This window comes from Sporosarcina sp. P2, from assembly GCF_002743255.1.
Taxonomy (GTDB): Bacteria; Bacillota; Bacilli; order Bacillales_A; family Planococcaceae; genus Sporosarcina.
On record NZ_PDYY01000012.1, the window covers coordinates 92235 to 106245 of the forward strand.

The 14011-nt window shown below is 40.8% G+C and carries 13 protein-coding genes; 2 read left to right on the forward strand and 11 right to left on the reverse strand.

Translation table 11 applies throughout. The features are described 5' to 3' along the window. Positions 1–63: 63 nt before the first annotated feature. From CSV67_RS13035 to CSV67_RS13055, 5 genes are read right to left on the reverse strand one after another with little or no spacing between them, the layout of a single operon-like run. Entirely contained in the window at positions 64–1146 is a 1083-nt protein-coding gene (locus CSV67_RS13035; protein ID WP_099632066.1) for a tartrate dehydrogenase, read from the reverse strand. A gap of 17 nt (positions 1147–1163) precedes the next feature. Further along, positions 1164–2609 carry an aldehyde dehydrogenase family protein gene (locus CSV67_RS13040; RefSeq protein ID WP_099632029.1) on the reverse strand — a complete coding sequence of 482 codons (1446 nt, stop codon included), beginning with the start codon at positions 2607–2609 and terminating at the stop codon, positions 1164–1166. Continuing rightward, positions 2602–3696, reverse strand: a complete 1095-nt coding sequence (locus CSV67_RS13045; RefSeq protein WP_099632030.1) for an aromatic ring-hydroxylating oxygenase subunit alpha — start codon at positions 3694–3696, stop codon at positions 2602–2604. Before CSV67_RS13045 ends, CSV67_RS13040 begins: the two co-directional genes overlap by 8 nt. A 48-nt stretch (positions 3697–3744) precedes the next feature. After that, a complete protein-coding gene (locus tag CSV67_RS13050) occupies positions 3745–3993 on the reverse strand; it encodes a ferredoxin (RefSeq protein ID WP_099632031.1) in 249 nt (82 codons plus the stop codon). Positions 3994–4019: 26 nt separating this feature from the next. Further along, positions 4020–5054 (reverse strand): NAD(P)/FAD-dependent oxidoreductase, encoded by a 1035-nt coding sequence (locus tag CSV67_RS13055; protein WP_099632032.1) that lies wholly within the window; start codon positions 5052–5054, stop codon positions 4020–4022. A gap of 255 nt (positions 5055–5309) precedes the next feature. Between CSV67_RS13055 and CSV67_RS13060 the strand changes: the two genes are divergently transcribed. Continuing rightward, entirely contained in the window at positions 5310–6674 is a 1365-nt protein-coding gene (locus CSV67_RS13060) for a sigma-54 interaction domain-containing protein (protein ID WP_099632033.1), read from the forward strand. A 288-nt stretch (positions 6675–6962) separates the two neighbouring features. On the opposite strand, the gene CSV67_RS13065 is transcribed toward CSV67_RS13060, so the two are convergent. Continuing rightward, positions 6963–7910 carry an NAD(P)H-dependent flavin oxidoreductase gene (locus CSV67_RS13065; RefSeq protein WP_099632034.1) on the reverse strand — a complete coding sequence of 316 codons (948 nt, stop codon included), beginning with the start codon at positions 7908–7910 and terminating at the stop codon, positions 6963–6965. Between the two features lie 63 nt (positions 7911–7973). On the opposite strand from CSV67_RS13065, the gene CSV67_RS13070 reads away from it, so the two are divergent. Beyond that, positions 7974–8501: a gamma carbonic anhydrase family protein gene (locus CSV67_RS13070; protein ID WP_099632035.1), complete on the forward strand. Its 528-nt coding sequence runs from the start codon at positions 7974–7976 to the stop codon at positions 8499–8501. Positions 8502–8559: 58 nt separating this feature from the next. Here the strand turns inward: CSV67_RS13070 and paaX are convergent, their stop codons facing one another. The 5 genes from paaX to CSV67_RS13095 all read right to left on the reverse strand — a co-directional run bounded on the left by paaX (position 8560) and on the right by CSV67_RS13095 (position 14011). After that, positions 8560–9420, reverse strand: a complete 861-nt coding sequence (gene paaX / locus CSV67_RS13075; protein ID WP_099632067.1) for a phenylacetic acid degradation operon negative regulatory protein PaaX — start codon at positions 9418–9420, stop codon at positions 8560–8562. Positions 9421–9515: 95 nt separating this feature from the next. Then, on the reverse strand, positions 9516–10292 hold the full coding sequence (locus CSV67_RS13080) for an enoyl-CoA hydratase-related protein (RefSeq protein ID WP_099632036.1): 777 nt from the start codon (positions 10290–10292) through the stop codon (positions 9516–9518). Positions 10293–10328: 36 nt separating this feature from the next. After that, positions 10329–11534 (reverse strand): thiolase family protein, encoded by a 1206-nt coding sequence (locus CSV67_RS13085; protein WP_099632037.1) that lies wholly within the window; start codon positions 11532–11534, stop codon positions 10329–10331. Further along, entirely contained in the window at positions 11531–12403 is an 873-nt protein-coding gene (locus tag CSV67_RS13090; RefSeq protein ID WP_099632038.1) for a 3-hydroxyacyl-CoA dehydrogenase, read from the reverse strand. The genes CSV67_RS13085 and CSV67_RS13090 overlap by 4 nt, the downstream gene beginning before the upstream one ends. 93 nt (positions 12404–12496) lie before the next feature. Beyond that, complete coding sequence (locus CSV67_RS13095; RefSeq protein ID WP_099632039.1) at positions 12497–14011, reverse strand: aldehyde dehydrogenase family protein; 1515 nt, start codon at positions 14009–14011, stop codon at positions 12497–12499.

Below are 14011 nucleotides of genomic sequence, written 5' to 3' on the forward strand. Positions count from 1 at the left end.
AAACGAGCGGGCATTTGTTAAATTTTAATCGGTGTTATTTGCATAACACCGATTAAATCGAATTTAAGCTTTAACTGACTGCAAATTCCCTATGATATCTACAATCCGGTCTCCCACTTCAGAAGTAGAAGCACTGCCCTTCATATCAGGCGTGAGCACTTCATCGTCGACCAATAATTGCTCGATAGCATCTACAACCATTTTACCGTATTGTTCGTAACCGAAGTGATCGAGCATTTGACTCGCAGACCAGATGGTAGCTAAAGGATTACCGATTCCTTTGCCTGCAATATCGGGAGCCGACCCATGTACAGGTTCAAACATGGAAGGGAATGTACCCTCCGGATTAATGTTTGCACCTGCAGCCAGGCCGATTCCGCCTGCGATTGCTGCGCCGACATCGGTTAAAATATCACCAAACAAATTCGAAGTAACTACTACTTCAAAACGTTTTGGATCTGTGATCATTAGCATCGCAGCAGCATCCACTAAATAAGATGCAGTTTGGACTTCCGGGTATTCTGCACTTACTTCTTCGAATACTTGATCCCAGAAGACCATCGAATAGTTTAATGCATTCGCTTTACTGATACTTGTCAGGCTACGGCCTTGTTTTTTAGCAGTTTCAAAAGCATAGCGAATAATTCTTTCTGTACCTTTGCGGGAGAATACACCGTTCTGCAGAACCACTTCATGCTCCTGACCTTTAAACAGCCAATCTCCAGCTCCCGAATATTCACCTTCTGTATTTTCACGAATGAACAGCATATCAATATCTTTGCGTTCGATATTCTGCAGTGGAGTATGTGCCCCCGCTAGCAACGTCACAGGACGTATATTGACATACTGATCGAAACTTTTACGGATGATCAACAAGAGATCCCATAACGAGATATGATCCGGAACACCCGGGAATCCGACAGCTCCTAAATAGATCGCGTCAAACTCCTTCAGTTGTTCAATTCCATCTTCAGCCATCATTCGTCCTTGTTGCGTGTAATATTCACAACCCCAAGGGAAATAAGTGAAATCAAATGCGAAGCCGCCGTCTAGTTCGGCAGTTTTCTTTAATACCTTAATCCCTTCGTCAATAACTTCGGGACCGATACCATCTCCTGCAATAACTGCAATTTTATACGTTTTCAATTTCGGATCCACCACTTTCATCCTTGATTCCAGACTACGAGTTTCATTTCTGTCATTTCTTCAATGGCATATTTCAAGCCTTCGCGTCCTGTTCCGCTCTCTTTTACACCGCCGTATGGCATTTGGTCTACACGGTAAGTAGGTACGTCATTAATAATCACGCCGCCGACTTCCAAGTTTTTCGAAACATACAGAGCATGCTGCACATTATTTGTATAGATTCCCGCTTGTAAACCGAAACGAGAGTCATTGACTAACTCAACAGCTGTTTGCACGGAATCTACTTTATTTACCACGACAATTGGTGCAAACACTTCCTGGCAAGAAACTTTTAGCGCATGATCTGCATTTGCAATGATTGTAGGTTCCAGGACACCGTTTTGCGCATGGCCACCTGCAAGAATTTCTGCATCATAATTCTTTGTTTCTTCAATCCAGCTAAGTGTGCGCTCCAATTCTTTCTTTGAAATCAACGATGAGATATACGTATCTTCCGCAAACGGATCACCTAACTTCAATTGTTTAGCAGCAGCAGCAAATTTAGTTGTGAATTCTTCGTAAAGATCTTCGTGAACGTAAATTCGTTGTGTTGAGATACACACTTGACCTTGATTCGAGAAGGCTCCCATAATACAGCGATCGATAATAGAGTCAATTTCGATGTCCTTATCTATAATCAACGCAGAGTTGGATCCTAATTCCAATGTTGTCTTCTTCAATCCAGCTTTATTGCTGATTCCGATTCCGACACTTGGACTTCCAGTAAACGTAACCATTTTAACACGTTCATCTAAGACAAGAACGTCGCCGATCACACCGCCCGGTCCTGTGATGACATTTAGCACGCCCGGTGGAAGACCAGCGTCTTTAAATACTTCCGCAATGAATAAAGCAGATAAAGGTGTTTGGGAAGCCGGTTTCAAAACGATCGGGTTCCCTGCAGCAATTGCCGGGCCAACTTTATGCGCCACTAAATTCATTGGGAAGTTAAATGGCGTAATGGCTGCGATTACGCCAATCGGTTCACGCAATGTATAACCGATGCGTCCGACACCGCCTGAAGCAGCATCAAATGGAATCGTTTCTCCATGGATACGTTTTGCTTCTTCCGCGGCGAATTTATATGTCTCAATTGTTCTTAAAACTTCCGCTCTAGCAAACATGATGGGCTTCGCAGATTCACTTGAAATGACTGTCGCTGCTTCTTCCGTTCTCTCTGCTAGTATGCTTGCAACGTTTTCCAATATTTCAGCACGTTGAAATGCTGGCATGTTACCAATAACTTTTCTGGCATTATACGCAGCTTCAATTGCTTGTTCCGTCAATGCTTGATCCGCCATAGCAATGTCAGCAATTTTTTCATTGGAGTATGGAGAATATAATGGAGCGTAGCTTGGTGCTTCTACATATTCCCCATTAATCATTAAGTGTTTATTAGTTGTTCTATCAAGTAATTTATTCATTGAGCGCCTCCAGAACCATTTCATGGAATTGTACAATTGCTTGTTCAGATTGTGAGTAGCGACCTTTCTCGAATGCACGTGATTTGAAGCCGAGTTGCTCTAATTCAACCAATTCGATATCTTCAAAGCGAACTTGCTCCGCGAACGTCATCAAGTCTTTTTCTTCCTGAGTCAATTTTTCCAAGCTGTCTTCGCTGAAGTAGTATGTGTAAACGATTTCAGTATTTTCTTCATCGATCGGAACTAATTGAATAGTTGCCATATTTGCAGGTCCCGGATAAATTGTCAACATCAAGTTCGGCCATAACCAGAAGAATGAGCCACCTTGCATTTCTGCTTCATCTAGATTTACTTCTCCATATTGCTTATCAGGCTTCACCATAGAACCTTGTATTGAATAGTTCTCACACGTAATGATTTGATAATCATCCATGTCCAATGTGTCAATAAAACTTGGGTGTGCTACGTGACAATGATCACACTCGAGATAATTTTCAATAAATGCTTTCCAATTCGCTTTAATATGACGGGACTTCCTGTGAGTAAATTGTAGATTCTTCAAGAATTCAAATTTACCTAGACGATCGAAGAAATCGCCATATGATTCAGCCAATGGCTTTGCGTTGTCATCCAAGTTAACAAAAATTAAAGATTCGATTACTTCCATTCTGACGGAACGCAAGCACGCATCTTGAACGCAAGCAGCATCTTCTTCACTACGGAAGTTCGGTGCTTTGTTTAAAGCGCCATCCGTTTTGAATGTCCAGCCATGATACGAGCATTGTAGAATTTTCTTTTTGCCCGAATCACTTTTCTCCAGCTTCGTCGCTCTGTGAGGACAAACATTATAAAACGCGCGTAGAACTTCATCTGTTCCACGAATAATGATAAGTGGGTCATCGCCAACCTCAGCAGTAAAAAATGCACCTTTTTTCTCAACTTGGCTAACATGGCCGACTAATTGCCAACTCTTTGCGAAAATCAATTCTCTTTCTCTTTTCAATACCTCTGGATCCGTAAATAGGTTGTAAGGCATCGTTCTTTCAAAAGTTCTATTCGTTGCGTTCTGTACTTTATTATAAGCCATTTTTCATTCTCCTTCAGAGTTGTATTTTTCAATTTATCAATTATTTTATCAACTAGCTTTAATTTTCTGACAAGAGAACGGAGTATCTGCCATTTTGATAGAGTTGGTTGGACAACCTTCAAATGCGTCTTCCAAATCCTCAATCAGATCTTCAGGAACTTCCGTAACTCCTTCATTGTCATCCAATAAAGCAAAAGCAAATCCATCGGCTGTGTAGTCAAATAGTTCGGGAGCAACAGGATTACATGCCCCGCAAGCAATACATGTACTTCGCTCCACCATTGTATATTGCGCCATTTCCTAGCCTCCTATCTAAAAATTAATCAGTTGACTCCAACCTTCGCTTTCTTTGGCACTTCTTCCGCTTCACCCATAACGCTCGTACTGTGTAGCGGTTGCATTTTTGCAGTCGGATCTATTAATACTTTTGCGCTACTCACCGCAACAGGTGCTTCTCCAAAACCAGATGCAATCAGCTTAACTTTTCCTTCATACGTACAAATATCGCCCACCGCGTATATTCCTTCAATATTTGTTTCCATTTTTGAATTAACCACTACGGAGTTTTTATCTATTTCAAGACTCCAGTCTTTGATAGGACCGAGCGATGAGACGAAACCGTAATTGATCAATACGTCATCGACTTCAAGCTCTTCCAACTCACCTGTTTTCGAATGCTTGATGATGACCTTTTCAACTTTCTCGTCTCCCACCAATTCAACTGGAACATATGGCGTCAAGCAGTTCACTTTGGATTGTTTCAATAATTCTACACTGTGTTCATGTGCACGAAACTTATCTCTCCGGTGAATAATGGAAGCCTTTTCAGCAATCGGCTCAAGCATCAATGCCCAATCTACTGCAGAATCCCCGCCACCAAACAAAGCCACTTTCTTGCCTTGGAACTGATTCATGTTCTGAACGAAGTAATGAATGTTTTGATTTTGGAATTTCTCTTCACTTTCGATTTCCATCTTCCTTGCTTGAAAAGCACCGTTACCGGCAGTGATAATAATTGTTCGTGAATAATGTACTCCACTATTTGTAGTCAACTTGAAAACACCGTCATGTTCTTTTAAGACTTCCATTACCGTCTCACCTAAGCAGATAGTAGTCTCAAATTGATTCATTTGTTCAACTAGATTATCTACTAGCTCCTGAGCTCTGACTTTAGGAAACCCTGCAATGTCATAAATATATTTTTCGGGATACAATGCAGAAAGTTGACCGCCTAGTTGGGGTAAGCTTTCAATAATTTTTACAGACATTTGTCGAAGTCCTGCATAAAATGCAGTAAATAGGCCGACTGGTCCACCTCCAATAATTGTTATGTCACTAACTTCGGCTGATCTGTTCATATTGTGCCTCCTCATTATCATTTATATAAAAGGTATAGTTACGGGGCGATCAGGGTATTCCCTTATCCTTGCCGCGTTACTAAATACTATTGCAAGTATCATGCCAACTTTTGAGATTTGCATGGGAATACGATTGTTCTCGTCTTTTTTATAAAACGCTGTTACAATTGATTCACAATTGAGTCAATGGAGACTCAGTAAAATATAAATATTCTCAAAATTAACTCAAAATAATTAGTAGGAAGGTGTAACAATATGTCCTATGAGAACGAACAGGAGAAAATGAGTCTATCTTTAGAATCCTTGCTTAAAATTCTGGATTATTCATCAGATGAAATCTATGTATTGGACAAAGAGATAAGGATCGTCTATGTAAATCGAAATTGTGAAAAGCATTATGGAATGACAAAAGATGATGTTGTCGGTAAGTATAATGATGACTTTTTTAACGATGGATACTGGACGCCTTCCGTAGTTCCACTCGTACTGGAAAAGAAAACTCCCGTTTCAGTACGCCAACAAACTCATATTGGTGCTGAATTGCTGACTAGGGCTTTCCCTATATTGAACTCGAACAATGAGATTGAATACATTGTGTGCACAGCAACCGAAATACAAGATTTTAAACGGCTCATCAAAAAGGAAGAACCTAACCTTACAAACTCGGCAGATGAAGTTTTTGCAAGTACGATTATAACGAACAACGCAAAAATGCGAAAAATACTGCGCTTTTGTGAAAAGGTGGCACCTACAGATTCTACTATTTTAATCCATGGTCAATCGGGAACTGGAAAAGGGGTCATCGCATATCAATTGCATAAATTGAGTAAAAGAAAGGATGGTCCTTTCCTTAATGTAAATTGTGCAGCTATTCCCGGAGATCTGTTAGAATCGGAGCTATTTGGTTACACGGCAGGATCATTTACTGGTGCTAAAAAAGACGGTAAAATTGGTTTGTTCGAGGCAGCAGATAACGGCACAATTTTTTTGGATGAAATCGGCGAGTTGGCTTTGCCCCTTCAGGCAAAAGTTCTTCAAGTCATACAAGACAAAAAGTTTATTCCAATTGGCAGCAACGTTAGCAAGACAGTGGATATCCGTATTATCGCCGCAACAAATCAAGACTTACCGAAAATGGTAGAAAATAAGACTTTCCGCGAAGATCTATTCTACCGACTCAATGTCATTGACATCGAACTGCCACGGTTGGATGAACGCAAAGAAGATATTATCCCTTTAACTTATAGCTTTCTGAATAATTTTAACAACAAGTACAACTCTACTAAAATAATTTCCGAAGATTGTTTGAATGTACTCTATCATTATTCGTGGCCAGGCAATGTGCGACAGTTAGAAAACTTGATAGAGCGACTGGTTATTACAAGTGATGCAGTCATCACTTTAGAAGATTTACCCGAAGTAATCTTGGAAAAAGTAAAAGATATACCTGAACTCGCCTATTCCCATTCCCTCGACCAGGCATTGGATAATGTAACAGCTACCATGGTCAGAAGATCCTATCAGAAGTTTGGTTCTACGAGAGGTGTGGCATCAGACCTCCAGATCAGCCAGTCGAAAGCATCCCGATTGATTCGTGATTATTGTCGGGATGAAGAGTAAGAAAACTATTATCATAAATTTGACAATAATAAAAAGGCATCACTCGGCACGAGTAACATTTTGCCGAGCGGTAGCCTTTTATTATTGTTTTTATAGGATTTTCCCTGGAGATTCTATTTTCTATTTCATGGGGTGATCAATCGAACAACCATACCCTCTACGCAGATCATATAAGTGAATAGAATAACTAAGGTATTTTGTCTTGCTATCTTTGAATAACCAATAGATATACTAGCTCTTGCTATCCAACAATTATAAGCAAGTGCTTTATATCTGTTCTTTATTGATTCACAGTAAATTTGCAGTGCGTTTACACGCTTCCTTCGCTTCTATCATCATACGTTCCAATAATTCTTGGACCGTTGGAATATCTCCTATTAATCCAGCGACCTGACCACTATTGATATAGCCGTTCTGCATATCTCCCTTTATGGCACCTAAAACATGCTGCACCTCGGTAGTCGCTTCATTAAACTCTTCTAGCTTCATCCCCTCTTTTACACGCTTTTCTAGGTTCATTACATAATCGTTAGTTAGTACTCTTCTCACACGACCTACTTCACGACCAATGATTCTCGTTTCTATGTCAGATGCATCTAGTAGACGTTGCTTATAGAGTTCGTGCGCTTGCATTTCCTGAGTGGCTATAAAGCGAGTGCCCATCTGCACACCTTCAGCACCTAAAGCAAGTGCTGCAGCTAAACCTTTTCCGTCCCCAATACCACCTGCTGCTACGACAGGAATTTGAATACTTTTAGTAATTTGCGGAATCAATGTCATCGTAGTTAATTCAAGAGGCGAGTTGATACCAGCAGCTTCAAACCCTTCCGCCACTATAATATCCGCTCCGGCCGCTTCCGCTTTTAATGCATGCTTTACAGAAGCTACGATAGCCATAACCTTTATTTCATTATCATGTAAGGTTTGAATGTATGGCGACGGATTGCCAGCCGATAACGATACAATAGGTACTCGGTGCTTAATAACTAATGCTAGTAACTCTTCGACTTGAGGTGCTACATTAATAGCAATATTTACAGCAAAAGGACGTGAAGTCATAGATTTCAAATCGGTAATTTTTTGCTCTACCTCATCTAATCCGGATGTTCCACAACCTATTGTGCCTAAACCCCCAGCTTCAGAAATAGCTGCCGCCAAATTTACGCTACTGATATTTCCCATCCCACCATGAATGACTGGATATCGTATAGACAATTCCTTACATAACCTATTCATACAATGCACTCCCTTTTATGTTATACTTTATCATATATTTACATCGATAGGAGGAGAAAGTTCATGATTATACCTTACAATAACAAAAGTCCTTTGATTAATGAATCCGCCTTCATTGCCCCCGGCGCTTATCTAATAGGCGACGTAACAGTTGGAGAAGAATCTACGATATGGTTCAACTCTGTATTACGAGGAGACGAGGGTGCTATTGTAATTGGCAAGCGGTGCAGTATACAGGATAATTCTACAATTCATCTATATGAAAATGCACCTGTTGAAATTGAAGACGAAGTAACTGTTGGACATAATGTAGTATTACATGGCTGTAGAATCCGAAAACGTTCTATTATTGGTATGGGTTCAACCATTCTTGATCATGCAGACATCGGGGAAGAGTGCATTATAGGCGCAAACACTTTAATCCCTTCCGGAAAAGTTATTCCACCGCGCTCTTTAGTGATCGGATCTCCTGGAAAAGTCGTTAGACAATTGAATGACCAAGATCTTGAACTGATTCAGCTGTCTATAGATACGTACGTTGAGAAAGGAAAAGACTTCAACCTGATTTTACAGAACGAATTGAATGCTTGATAGGTTATAATTAAGAAAAGCCATGAGCGTAAAATAAAATGCTCACGGCTTTTTTCTATCATTTTATAATCATCGGGTTGTCTTCAGCATCGTACGTAGCGTCTTTTCTACTTATATCATTATCTTTTTCAAATATATGTTCGAAAAATCGATTAGCGGGTTCCGCAAGTAACTTATAATATTGTGCAAATAAATGAGCTGAGTGTGTTCCGCTCCACATCTCAGGAAGAAGTTCTTTTGGCAAACCAGGATCAACAAACAAAAACTTACGATATTCATGCACTAAATTGGTGCGTTCTACAAAACATTGGGCATCCGATAGCAAACCACTTTCCATTGCACTTGTAGACACGACGAATTTATGACTGTATATCGAAATAAACTCTTCATACTTTTTCTCAATTTCTTCAAGAGGCCAGCTTTTGGCAACCAATTCTTGGTTTGACCTGGGTCCTCTGTTCTCAGAGAGAAATAAGTCGGCGTGATCTTCAATCTCATATTTTGCTATTAATAAGCGTACTTCTTTCGCCAAATCATTTGGCGTAATCCAACAACCATTCGTAAAGGTACCGAATCCACTCCATAAAAGCTCTTTCCGCAATTCATCGCGGAGTTGCCGTTTATCTTCAGGTATGTTGTAAATCAACATACGCCATTGACCATCCCATTCATGAGGCTCTAATTTAAAAATACGCGATGCAGCTTCCTCGATACGAGATACCCCACGTTTTGTTAAGTAATAATAACTCTTTCTTCCTACACGCTCTGTTTCAAACCATCCTTGCTTCATCATTCGAGATAGAACAACGCGTACAGCTTGTTCATTATGGCCAAATTCTTTCATCAACTGGATCAGGCTACCAATCCAAATTTTATTGCCATAGTGGCGAACATAATCACCGAAAATCGTAAATATCATAGACTTTGTATTAGAGATAGAAAAAACCACTCTTTCAATTAAATTATTCGGTTCCTTCTCTCTATTATAACCTTTGGCCAATAATGATGACAAGCTTATGTGCCTTGGAATTCCGGTTCACGCTTTTCATTAAATGCTTGTAAAGCCTCAACGCGATCTTTGGTCGGGATGACTAATTCGTATGCTTTTGTCTCGATTGCAAGTCCTGTACGGAGATCAGTATTTAAACCTTCATTAATTGCATATTTGGCTTGTTTAATTGCAACAGGACCATTTTTCATAATAGCTTCTGCCACTTCTTCACAAGATGCCATTAAATTATCTGATGCAACTACTTTTAATATAATACCCAGCTCCAATGCTTCAGCTGCAGTCAGGCGCTTGGCAGTAAATATCAGTTCTTTCGCTTTCATCACTCCAACTAATCGGGGCAGACGTTGTGTGCCTCCCGCTCCCGGAATGATTGCCCAACTAGTTTCAGTCAAACCTAACGTAGCATGTGTAACTGCGATCGAGAAATCACAAGCTAGCATCAATTCAAAACCGCCACCCAGTGCATGGCCATTCACTGCAGCGATTGTAGGTTGTGGTAATTCTGCAATACTATTGAACACATCACGAATGGCTTTTACATTACGGCGTACTTCCGATTCGTTAAGAGTTTTACGCTCTTTCAGATCTGCTCCAGCACTGAATGCCTTTTCCCCTGCCCCTTTGAAGATTACAACTCTGACATCAGGAGCAATATGGAGGGTCTCTACGATTTCTTGTAGTTCTTTTAAGGCCGGATAATTAAAGCAATTCAAAGATTCCGGCCGATTAATTGTTACATAAGCGATACGGTTTTTAATTTCTAATAAAACTGGTTTCATTATACAAGCTCCTTTATGCGTAAAGCGTAATAGATTTTACACTTCTGGTTTTTCTACGATCATTGCTATACCTTGCCCCACACCTATACACATAGTTGCCAGGCCGTACTGCGTATCACGCTTATTCATTTCATATATTAAAGTCATCAAAATACGTGCCCCACTTGCTCCTAGTGGATGTCCATACGCAATCGCTCCACCGTTAACATTTACTTTCTCTGTATCCAATTCTAGTTGGCGAATACATTCAAGCGATTGAGAAGCAAATGCCTCATTTAATTCTACTAAGCCTATGTCATCAATTGTTAAGTTTGCACGGTTTAAAGCCTTGCGCGATGCATCAATTGGACCTAGTCCCATCACCGCCGGCTCAAGACCTGCCACTGCCCCTGTAACATACTTTGCGAGTGGCTTTAGTCCGAGTTCTTTCGCTTTCTCCGCACTCATTAATAATAGAGCTGCTGCTCCATCATTTACCCCTGATGCATTACCCGCCGTAACTGTGCCGCCTTCAAATATCGGTCGTAGTTTTGCTAATGCATCGACAGAAGATTCTGGACGTGGATGTTCATCCCGATCCACAATGATTTCATTGCCTTTACGATCTTTATATACAACTGGTACAATTTCTTCGCTGAATGTACCTTCTTCAATTGCCCTTTTTGCACGGCGTTGACTTTCATATGCAAAAGCATCTTGCTCTTCTCGCGAAATGTTATAACGTTGCGCTACATTTTCCGCTGTTTTCGGCATGGTGTCAGATCCGTACATTTTTTCTAATTCCTTATTAGTAAAGCGCCATCCAATAGTCGTGTCATACATTTTCATATCTCCACGTGGGTACTCTACTTCAGGCTTCCCCATCACAAATGGCGCGCGTGTCATACTCTCCGTACCGCCTGCGATGAAGACATCCCCTTCGCCTGCCATGATTGCTCTAGCTGCATACATAACTGCATCGATTCCCGATCCACATAAGCGGTTAATAGTTGTTCCGCCCACTTCTATAGGCAAGCCGGCGAGTAAGGCTGACATACGAGCCACATTACGATTATCTTCGCCTGCCTGATTCGCATTTCCAAAGACCACTTCTTCAATGTCTTCAGTTTGAAGATTTGGATTTCTATCAATTAAGGCCTTAATTACTGTTGCACCCAAATCATCTGGACGAACTGCTTTTAGCGCCCCCTTATATCTTCCAAATGGTGTACGTACTGCATCAACGATTACAACTTCCTTCATGATTTCACCATCTCCTTGTTATCCGTGTAGTCATAGACTCCTATTCCACTCTTTCTGCCGAGACGTCCAGCTTTAACGTACTGTTCTAGCAGAGGGGCAGGACGATATTTTTCACCAAGTTTTTCGTGGAGATATTTCAAGTTATTCAAGCGTGCATCTAGTCCGACTAAATCTACTAATTCAAAGGGTCCCATAGGATAGTTTAGGCCCAATTTAATTGCTTTATCGATTTCTTCAGGTGAGCCTAAGCCTTCTTGCAACATGTAAAAAGCCTCATTTCCGACTAGTGCGCTAATTCGGCTTGTGACAAAACCAGGGAATTCATTGATGACAACCGTTTCTTTCCCCATTTTTACAGCTACATTTCTAATGACTTCTGCTGTTTCATCACTTGTTTCTAGCCCGCGTATAATTTCTACAAGTGGCATTTTATGTACAGGGTTGAAAAAGTGCATGGCAATAGTGCGTTCAGGACGTTGACCGTACGATGCAATTTCAGTTGGACTCATAGTTGACGTATTAGTTGCAAAATAGCAGGATTTAGGTGCATTTTCTTCAATCGTTTGGAATACTTGTTTTTTTATATCTGCAATTTCAGGTACCGCTTCAATAACTAGATCCGCTGTTTTTGCCGCGATTGCTAACTCCGTTTCGAAATGAAGATTTGTACGAAGCTCTTTCGCTACTTGTTGCGTGATTTTTTGTCGATCCACACCTTTTGTAATGATCAACTCAATTTCTTTCTCTGCGTTAGCCAATGCTTGTTCATTAATATCTACGATAGTGACAGAATATCCACCTAATGCACTTACATAAGCAATACCTCTACCCATCACGCCAGAACCAACAACTACTATATTTTTAATCATTTTACTTCCCCCTTTAAATAGCTATTTCATATTTATAGTAAGAAAGAACAGCGGCATGCAAACTAGCCCCTGTTCCTTTTAAGGTAATGTTTTTTACAGTCCGAATGGGTTTAATGGGCGAGATCCATAGTAAGACATGATACTCTTCGTCTCGGAGTAAAGATCCAATGTTTCAATAGCTAACTCGCGTCCAAATCCTGATTGCTTGTATCCACCGAATGGTGTTCCAGGGAAAGCAGAGAATGGTGAGTTGATCATGACGATGCCCGCTTGGATTTGATTTGCAACACGTGTTGCACGTGCGCCATCTTTAGACCAAACAGATGATGCTAGACCGAACACCGAGTCATTCGCCAATGCGATCGCTTCTTTTTCATTTGAGAACTTGGAAAGCACAACAACAGGACCAAAGATTTCTTCTTGTACTACGCGCATTTCTTGCGTCACGTTACCGATAACTGTCGGTGCATACCAGAAACCTTTCTCAAAGCCTTCAGGGTGTATTTGCTCACCGCCGGCCAAAATTTCTGCCCCTTCATCAATTGCCGATTGTACATATTCTTTTACAGTATCCAATTGTCCTTGGTCAATTACTGCCCCTACATGTGTTCCTTTGCTGAACGGATCACCCAGAACGATACGATTAGTTTTTTCAACGAATTTCTCAACGAACTCATCATACACATCTTCATGTATATAAATTCGTGAACGTGCGTCACATGACTGTCCAGTGTTATTGTAAATACCATAGATAGAACAATCTACTGCTTGATCAATATCCGCGTCTTCAAAGATTAGGCTTGGTGATTTTCCGCCTAACTCTAATGTGACACGCTTCAATGTGCCAGAAGCACGTGCCATAATATCTTTACCAATCGGTGTAGAGCCTGTGAAAGCTACTTTGTTTACCAAATCATGTTCAACCAGATAGTTTCCAATTTCAGAACCTGATCCCGGTAAGATGTTTACTACACCTTCGGGAACTCCAGCTTCATGGCAAATTTCTCCTAAGATAATTGCTGTCAGCGGTGTAAGAGATGCAGGTTTAATAATTACAGAACACCCTGCCGCAAGTGCCGGTGCAACTTTCCAAGCTGCCATCATTAAAGGATAGTTCCATGGAATAATTTGCGCACATACGCCAACCGGCTCTTTTTCTGTGTAGTTGTGGAATTGGCCAGGTACGTTATTTACAGAGCCGCGGTGTGAAACTAGTGCCCCTGCATAAAACTCAAAGTCTTCTACAGCCTGATTAATCTGAGCTTGTGCTGCCGAAATAGTTTTACCCGTATTCAGTACTTCTAGTTCTACTAATTCGCTAAAACGACTTCTCATGATCGCTGCAATTTTATTAAGTACACGAGCACGTTTTCCCGTTGGGGTAATTTTCCACTTCCCGTTATCAAATGCATTACGTGCTGCTTCAATAGCGCGTTGTGCATCTTCTTGAGTTGCTTTTGCGACTTCCGCTAGGAGCTCTCCTGTTGCGGGATTATAGACTTTTGTCCGAGCACCATTGCTGCTCTCTACTTGCTCTCCGTTGATAAACAATTTATAGAAATCACGCTTCATCGTTTGTGCTACTTCTTGCTCTTGAACATTTGTCAT

What these genes read in the sequence shown, in the direction of transcription:
- CSV67_RS13095 (WP_099632039.1), bottom strand. Translation starts at nt 14,011, where the DNA reads ATGACAAATGTTCAAGAGCAAGAAGTAGCACAAACGATGAAGCGTGAT.
- CSV67_RS13085 (WP_099632037.1), bottom strand. Translation starts at nt 11,534, where the DNA reads ATGAAGGAAGTTGTAATCGTTGATGCAGTACGTACACCATTTGGAAGA.
- CSV67_RS13045 (WP_099632030.1), bottom strand. Translation starts at nt 3,696, where the DNA reads ATGGCTTATAATAAAGTACAGAACGCAACGAATAGAACTTTTGAAAGA.
- CSV67_RS13070 (WP_099632035.1), top strand. Translation starts at nt 7,974, where the DNA reads ATGATTATACCTTACAATAACAAAAGTCCTTTGATTAATGAATCCGCC.
- CSV67_RS13090 (WP_099632038.1), bottom strand. Translation starts at nt 12,403, where the DNA reads ATGATTAAAAATATAGTAGTTGTTGGTTCTGGCGTGATGGGTAGAGGT.
- CSV67_RS13080 (WP_099632036.1), bottom strand. Translation starts at nt 10,292, where the DNA reads ATGAAACCAGTTTTATTAGAAATTAAAAACCGTATCGCTTATGTAACA.
- CSV67_RS13060 (WP_099632033.1), top strand. Translation starts at nt 5,310, where the DNA reads ATGTCCTATGAGAACGAACAGGAGAAAATGAGTCTATCTTTAGAATCC.
- CSV67_RS13055 (WP_099632032.1), bottom strand. Translation starts at nt 5,054, where the DNA reads ATGAACAGATCAGCCGAAGTTAGTGACATAACAATTATTGGAGGTGGA.
- CSV67_RS13050 (WP_099632031.1), bottom strand. Translation starts at nt 3,993, where the DNA reads ATGGCGCAATATACAATGGTGGAGCGAAGTACATGTATTGCTTGCGGG.
- paaX (WP_099632067.1), bottom strand. Translation starts at nt 9,420, where the DNA reads ATGATATTTACGATTTTCGGTGATTATGTTCGCCACTATGGCAATAAA.
- CSV67_RS13065 (WP_099632034.1), bottom strand. Translation starts at nt 7,910, where the DNA reads ATGAATAGGTTATGTAAGGAATTGTCTATACGATATCCAGTCATTCAT.
- CSV67_RS13040 (WP_099632029.1), bottom strand. Translation starts at nt 2,609, where the DNA reads ATGAATAAATTACTTGATAGAACAACTAATAAACACTTAATGATTAAT.